The organism is Actinoplanes sp. NPDC048791 (genome assembly GCF_040650095.1).
GTDB lineage: Bacteria > Actinomycetota > Actinomycetes > Mycobacteriales > Micromonosporaceae > Actinoplanes.
This window is the reverse complement of sequence record NZ_JBEZGQ010001223.1, coordinates 1-2,252: the sequence shown is the minus strand read 5'-3', so window position 1 is coordinate 2,252 and position 2,252 is coordinate 1. Positions and strand designations below refer to the sequence as shown.

The 2,252-nt window shown below is 71.2% G+C and carries 2 protein-coding genes and 1 pseudogene; 1 reads left to right on the top strand and 2 read right to left on the bottom strand.

Features of this window, described 5'->3' with window-relative positions:
* Positions 1-208 (top strand): hypothetical protein (locus tag AB0C29_RS44640; protein WP_360833910.1); only part of this gene is annotated, 208 nt, incomplete at its 5' end.
* A 471-nt stretch (positions 209-679) separates the two neighbouring features.
* Here the strand turns inward: AB0C29_RS44640 and AB0C29_RS44635 are convergent.
* Both AB0C29_RS44635 and AB0C29_RS44630 read right to left on the bottom strand, forming a co-directional pair.
* On the bottom strand, positions 680-1,924 hold the full coding sequence (locus tag AB0C29_RS44635) for an acetyl-CoA C-acetyltransferase (RefSeq protein ID WP_360833908.1): 1,245 nt from the start codon (positions 1,922-1,924) through the stop codon (positions 680-682).
* Positions 1,925-1,989: 65 nt separating this feature from the next.
* Positions 1,990-2,252, bottom strand: a pseudogene (locus tag AB0C29_RS44630) (SGNH/GDSL hydrolase family protein); the annotation flags it as partial.

The following is a 2,252-nucleotide window of genomic DNA, read 5'->3' as shown; positions in this document are numbered from 1 at the left end:
CGAGGCCGTCCGCACGCTCGTCCAGCGCCTGGCCGATCAGGCCGCCGACGCCGAGCAGCGCCGGCACCGCCCGGTTCCCCGCCTGGCCGACACGGTCCTACCTGACCAGCTCCGCGTGATGGCCGACGACCTGCTCGCCACGAAACCACCGGAGGACGTCCTCAGCCGCGCGACCGCAGCCGTGACGGCCGCACGCGACGCCCTCTGAAAGGGTTCACCCGTGCACGGACCGCGACCGGTCTCGGCGTGAGTGCCCTTTGCCAATCGCAGATTCCGGAGGCGAAGCTGTCCCAGGTCGCGAAGGCGGTGGCCGTGGGTGCGGCAGCTCCGCATCTCGCAAGCGGAGCAATCCGGAGATCTAGGGAGAATTTGGCCGCTATGGCGGCCACCCTTTACCAAGATCTCCCCGCTCGAGGCCAGGCGAGCTGCGAGGCCGGCGCATCGCGCGGGCGCGTGAGGTGAGGGCGTAGCCGGGGGTGCCCGCTGCGCGGGCGAGGGCGAGTGGTCCCGCACATGGCAGGGAGCGAAGCGACCGGTCTCGGCGGGAGCGACGGTCAGTGCCGTGCAATCAGGCACGACCTGACCTTGATCTTGGTTGGCCTCAATCTCCGGGAACTGAACCGCCGAGCCCGACCGCCCCCTACGGCAGCCGGACCCGGCGGAAAATCAGGGAACGACCTCAGCTGAGGCGTTCGAGCACCATCGCCATGCCCTGGCCGCCGCCGACGCACATCGTCTCCAGGCCGATGCTCTTGTCGTGCCAGTCCAGAGAGTTCAGCAGGGTGCCGGTGATCCGGGCGCCCGTCATGCCGAACGGGTGGCCCACCGCGATCGCCCCGCCGTTGACGTTCAGCTTCTCCAGCGGGATGCCGAGCTCGCGGTACGACGGGATGACCTGCGCCGCGAAGGCCTCGTTGATCTCCACCAGGTCGACGTCGTCGATGGTCATCCCGGCCCGCTTGAGCGCCTGCCGGGACGCCTCGACCGGGCCCAGGCCCATGATCTCCGGCGACAGGGCGGTGACGCCGGTCGACACGATCCGGGCCAGCGGGGTGATGCCCAGCTCGCGGGCCTTCGTGTCGCTCATGACCACCACGGCGGCCGCGCCGTCGTTGAGCGGGCAGCAGTTGCCGGCGGTGATCCGGCCGTCGGGGCGGAACACCGGCTTGAGGCCGGAGACGGCCTCCATGGTGACGCCGGGGCGGGGACCGTCGTCGGCCGAGACCACCTTGCCGTCGGGGGTCGTGACCGGGGTGATCTCCCGCTGCCAGAAGCCGTTCGCGATCGCCTTCTCAGCCAGGTTCTGGCTGCGGACCCCGAACTCGTCCATGTCCTGGCGGCTGACGTCGTACGCCTGGGCCAGGTTTTCCGCGGTGTAGCCCATGCCCAGGTAGATGTCGGGCAGGTTGCCGTCCTTGCGCGGGTCGTGCCACACGCCGCCGTTCTTCGCCGCCTCGGTTGTGCGGACCCGGGCCTCGGCGAACTTCGGGTTCTCCCAGCCGCCGCCGACCAGCGCCTGGGCCTCCGGGGGCAGGCCGTCGGAGTTGCCCCGGCCGAAGCGGGACACCGTCTCGACGCCGGCCGACAGGAAGATGTCACCCTCGCCGGCCTTGATGGCGTGGAAGGCCATCCGGGTGGTCTGCAGCGAGGAGGAGCAGTAGCGGGTCACGGTGGCGCCCGGCAGGCCGTCCAGGCCCAGCAGGGTGGCGACCACGCGGGCCATGTTGAAGCCCTGCTCGCCACCGGGCAGGCCGCAGCCCAGGTAGAGGTCCTCGATGAGGGTGCGGTCGAGCTGGGGCACCTTGCTCAGCGCGGCGTCGATGATGGTCGCGGCGAGGTCGTCGGGGCGCAGGTCCTTCAGCGAGCCCTTGACGGCGCGGCCGATGGGGGAGCGGGCGGTGGCGACAATGACAGCTTCCGGCATGCAGCCAACGTTAACGCGCCGGTAACTTGACGCGGAAGCATCACTTCGTCACACCAGATTGTCGGTTATTCCTGAATCGAGCGGCGTCCGGCGGCCTGCGCCGCGTCGAGCACCGCCGGGTAGAGCGCGTGCGCCCACACCCGGTAACCGTCCGCCGAGGGGTGGAAGCCGTCGTAGCAGAGCGTGCCCGCGTCGGCCCGGAACACCGCGCCCGTCTCCTCGGCGAGGTCGACCACGACACCGCCGGCCCCGGTGACCGCGGCCGCCTGGGCCCGCGCCACCCGGCGGCCCACCCACCCGGTGAGCTGCCGCAACGGCGGGGCGATCG